The sequence below is a fragment of the Streptomyces sp. FH025 genome, from assembly GCF_017427025.1.
In the GTDB taxonomy this organism is placed as follows: Bacteria; Actinomycetota; Actinomycetes; order Streptomycetales; family Streptomycetaceae; genus Kitasatospora.
Map to the genome: position 1 here is coordinate 1 of NZ_JAFLNG010000639.1, position 4,469 is coordinate 4,469.

Genomic DNA, 4,469 nt, shown 5'->3' on the forward strand with positions numbered 1-4,469 from the left:
AAAAGCTGGACTAGACCAAAGCCGGTCGTCAAGCATTGGACTACCGGCTTACGGATTCCTTAAGGATTCGGAGACCGTTCCGTGTCCACGCCAGGACCGTGCTCGAACACCCCCGGACACGCCCGTCGGGACGGTTTCAGTACAGGACCGTGACCAGACCGCTACCTGCGGCTTTACCCTCTGCCAGCCCGCCGGAGTAGGCTGCGCCGGGGCGGTGACGCACCAGCTGGACGAGCACGGAGGGGCCGGGAAACATGGGTCTGCGCGATGTCGCGGAACGGACGCCGGGGCTGCGCACCCTGCTGGGCGGGATGTACGGGCTGTACGGCCGCCGGGTCGAGGTCCACCTCGCGCGCACCCCGCACCACATCGGCGTGATCCTGGACGGCAACCGCCGCTGGGCCAAGGCCACCGGTGGCTCCACCGCGTACGGCCACCAGCGCGGCGCCGACAAGATCGGCGAGTTCCTCGGCTGGTGCGACGAGACCCACGTCAAGGTCGTCACCCTGTGGATGCTCTCCACCGACAACCTGGACCGTCCGGCCGACGAGCTGGTCCCGCTGCTCGGCATCATCGAGGACGCCGTCACCGGCCTGGCCGCCGCCCGCCGCTGGCGGATCAACCCGGTCGGCGCGCTGGACCTGCTCCCGCGGCACACCGCCGACGTGCTCAAGCGCGCCGCCGAGGACACCGCCGGGATCGAGGGCATCACGGTCAACGTCGCGGTCGGCTACGGCGGCCGGCACGAGATCGCCGACGCCGTCCGCTCGCTGCTCCAGGAGCACGCCGGGCGCGGCACCTCCATCGAGGAGCTCGCCGAGATCCTGACCGTCGAGCACATCGCCGAGCACCTCTACACCCGCAACCAGCCCGACCCGGACCTGATCATCCGCACCTCGGGCGAGCAGCGGCTGTCCGGCTTCCTGCTCTGGCAGAGCGCGCACAGCGAGTTCTACTTCTGCGAGGCGTATTGGCCGGCCTTCCGCAAGGTCGACTTCCTGCGGGCGCTGCGCGCGTTCGAACAGCGGCACCGCCGGATGGGCCTCTGACGTCACTCCGGCCGCGCGTGCGGCCGGGTGAAATGACCGCCGTAGGCCTGGCCTACCCGGGCTCCGCGCGAGGCCAAACGTTCACCGGCAATGATCCGTCAGTTCGCCGGGGGCGCGAATGCACCGTTCCTCGCCTGGGAATACTCCAGTCAGTCCGGCCCCGAGGCCACAGGGGCAGCGGGGGCCGGCTTGCCGCGGATGACGCAGGGTCATCCGCTCTGGAGGCCTAGTGGTCAGTTCCAAGAGCCGCCGGACACCAGACCGGCGCACGTACGTTCTCGACACCAGCGTGCTCCTGGCGGACCCTCTCGCCATGACCCGCTTCGAGGAGCACGAGGTCGTCCTCCCGGTGGTGGTCGTCACCGAGCTGGAGGCCAAGCGGCACCACCCGGAGCTGGGCTACTTCGCCCGCCAGGCTCTGCGGCTGCTCGACGACTACCGCATCCGTTACGGCCGGCTCGACGAGCCGATCCCGGTCGGCGAGCTCGGCGGGACGATCCGGGTCGAGCTCAACCACTCCGACGTGTCGATACTGCCGGTCGGCTACCGGGCCGGCGGCGGAGAGGCCGACACCCGGATCCTGGCGGTGGCCCGCAACCTGCAGGCGGAGGGCTACGACGTCACCGTCGTCTCCAAGGACCTCCCGCTGCGGATCAAGGCCAGCTCGGTGGGCCTGCTGGCCGAGGAGTACCGGGCCGAGCTGGCGATCACCTCCGGCTGGACGGGCATGTCCGAGCTGCACGTCGCGGCCGACCAGGTGGACGCGCTGTTCGCGGCCGGCCACGACGCCGCGGTGGAGGTCCAGGGGGCCGAGGAACTGCCGGTCCACACCGGGCTGGTGCTCACCTCGGAGCGCGGCCGGGCGCTCGGCCGGGTGACCGGCGACGGGCGGGTGCGGCTGGTGCGCGGCGAGCGCGAGGCGTTCGGGCTGCGCGGCCGCAGCGCCGAGCAGCGGGTGGCGCTGGACCTGCTGCTCGACCCGGAGATCGGCATCGTCTCGATGGGCGGTCGGGCCGGTACCGGCAAGTCGGCGCTGGCGCTGTGCGCCGGGCTGGAGGCGGTGCTGGAGCGGAGGCAGCACCGCAAGGTGATGGTCTTCCGGCCGCTGTACGCGGTCGGCGGCCAGGAGCTGGGCTACCTGCCGGGCACCGAGGCGGAGAAGATGGGCCCCTGGGCCCAGGCGGTCTTCGACACCCTCTCCGCCGTCACCACCCCGGACGTGATCGAGGAGGTCATCGCCCGCGGGATGCTGGAGGTCCTGCCGCTGACCCACATCCGGGGGCGCTCGCTGCACGACGCCTTCGTGATCGTGGACGAGGCCCAGTCGCTGGAGCGGAACGTCCTGCTGACGGTGCTGTCCCGGATCGGCCAGGGCTCGCGGGTGGTGCTCACCCACGACGTGGCGCAGCGGGACAACCTCCGGGTCGGCCGGTACGACGGTGTGGTGGCGGTGGTGGAGAAGCTGAAGGGGCATCCGCTCTTCGCCCACATCACGCTCACGCGCTCGGAGCGTTCGCCGATCGCGGCGCTGGTCACGGAGATGCTGGAGGACATCCACCCGTGATCCGTCCCTGACCAGGACGTAGTCGGACAATACGGTCAATTCCTGAGGTGGGGCCCGTTCCTGAGGGAACGGGCCCCACCCGTTTCATCACATCGAGTGCTTTCCGTCCGGGGAACTCCCGTGCGGTGAATGTGAGATGCGCCACGCGAACGGGAATTGCGTCGACAGTACCCGGTGCGGCATGGTGAGGGTTCTGTCAGGCCCCGCGTACGGCGCGGCAGGGCTTCCGCACATCGGGAGTCCGGCCCCGGAAGGTCCGCCAACTCCGGTCGGTGGACACACAATTGAAGAACGGTAGCCGTACGCCGCCCGATTCCAACGCCTGGTCGCCTCACCTCGGCCGGGCGCCGGGCCAGCGCCTCCCGTGACCAGAGCACCTGCGGAGGCCAGTGCCAAGGGGCATCTTGCGTCCGTACGGTCACGCACGGGCGATGCTGGAAGGAATCCATGTGACTCGGATCTCGGTCCGGGGAGTCGCTGTGGCCTCCGCCACCGCCGTCACCGCTGTCGGTGCCGTCGTGGGCATGGCCTCGGGCAGCGAGGGCAAGACGACGCAGACGGTCGACGTCGCCGGCGCGACCCTGCTTGCCGAAGTCCCCTCTGGCGCCCAGGCGCAGACCATCAGTGACAACATCGGTCAGCAGGCGTCCGCCCAGCAGGCCTCCGCCGACGCCGCGGCCAAGGCCGCCGCCGAGCAGAAGGCCGCCGAGGAGGCCGCGCGCCAGAAGGCCGCCGCGGACGCCCAGGCGAAGGCCGACGCCCAGGCCAAGGCCGATGCCCAGGCCAAGGCCGACGCGGAGAAGGCGGCCAAGGCCGCCGACGACCAGCGCAAGGCCACCGAGGCCGCCAACCGCTCCAAGGCGCGTTCGGCGATGGCCGCGGTCGACGACAGCGCCCCGGCCGTCTCGGTCAGCCCCGGTTCCGTCCAGGACCTCGCCCGGTCGATCGTCGGCAACGACTCCCAGTTCCAGTGCTTCAGCAACATCGTGAAGCGCGAGAGCGGCTGGGACTACACCGCGACCAACAAGAGCTCCGGTGCGTACGGCCTGGTCCAGGCACTGCCCGGCAGCAAGATGGCCTCGGCCGGCGCCGACTGGCGCACCAACCCGGCCACCCAGATCAAGTGGGGCCTGAGCTACATGAACAGCCGCTACGGCAGCCCCTGCGGCGCCTGGTCGTTCTGGCAGGCGCACAGCTGGTACTAGGAGTGCCCGCCGCCTGAGCGGCGCACCCCGCACGGCCCCCGGCCGCTCGTTCCGTTCGACGAGCGGCCGGGGGCCGTGGCGTTCTCCGTTCGGGTTCGGCCTTCTCCGCTCTTCGCCGCGGAGGGCGGGCCGCGCCGCCCGGGCTGCGCTGACCGGTGCGCCCGCGGGCGGTGCGGTCCTGGATGCGGACGCGGGGCGCGGGGAGGGGTCCTGGTCGCTCCCGCACCGGCCGGTCCGCCGGCGGATGGCTCCAGTGGTCTCGTTCCGAGTCCTCCCCAACGGTGTGTGGGCGAAACCATGGGGAATCCGGTGATTTGCCCGAATCATCCTGGTGGACTGTTCGAGTCGAACTCCTTGGCGAGCGGACTCTCCCGGCCCTCGCCGGGTAGCGTCATCCCTGACGGCCGTGGCGGGACCCACGGCGTACCGCCGGACTCGGCGGGTTCGGCAGCGAAGCGGTGGTAGCGAGGATGGCGCGGGGCGGAAAGGCCTTCAAGGCCGTGGCCAAGGGCATGGCCGTGGTGGCGAGCACGGCCGCCGTGATCGAACGGCGCCGGCGCGCCGCGATGGCGGCCGACCCGCACGAACTCCCGGTGCCGGCCCTCGCCGAGGCGACCGGCCCGGTCCCCGTACCGCGCGCCGACCCGACTC

At 71.4% G+C, this 4,469-nt stretch carries 4 protein-coding genes; all 4 read left to right on the plus strand.

What is annotated here, in order from left to right:
- The first annotated feature begins 254 nt into the window (after positions 1-254).
- Positions 255-1,049 (plus strand): isoprenyl transferase, encoded by a 795-nt coding sequence (locus J0670_RS31095; RefSeq protein WP_207815174.1) that lies wholly within the window; start codon positions 255-257, stop codon positions 1,047-1,049.
- A gap of 229 nt (positions 1,050-1,278) precedes the next feature.
- On the plus strand, positions 1,279-2,613 hold the full coding sequence (locus J0670_RS31100) for a PhoH family protein (protein WP_207815176.1): 1,335 nt from the start codon (positions 1,279-1,281) through the stop codon (positions 2,611-2,613).
- Positions 2,614-3,062: 449 nt separating this feature from the next.
- Positions 3,063-3,818 carry a transglycosylase SLT domain-containing protein gene (locus J0670_RS31105; RefSeq protein ID WP_207815183.1) on the plus strand — a complete coding sequence of 252 codons (756 nt, stop codon included), beginning with the start codon at positions 3,063-3,065 and terminating at the stop codon, positions 3,816-3,818.
- 470 nt (positions 3,819-4,288) lie between these two features.
- Positions 4,289-4,469, plus strand: a 181-nt coding sequence (locus tag J0670_RS31110) for a hypothetical protein (protein WP_207815186.1), incomplete at its 3' end; no start/stop codon positions are given.

Excerpts from the sequence above, each read along its gene's own strand:
- J0670_RS31095 (WP_207815174.1), top strand. The coding sequence starts at position 255 with ATGGGTCTGCGCGATGTCGCGGAACGGACGCCGGGGCTGCGCACCCTG.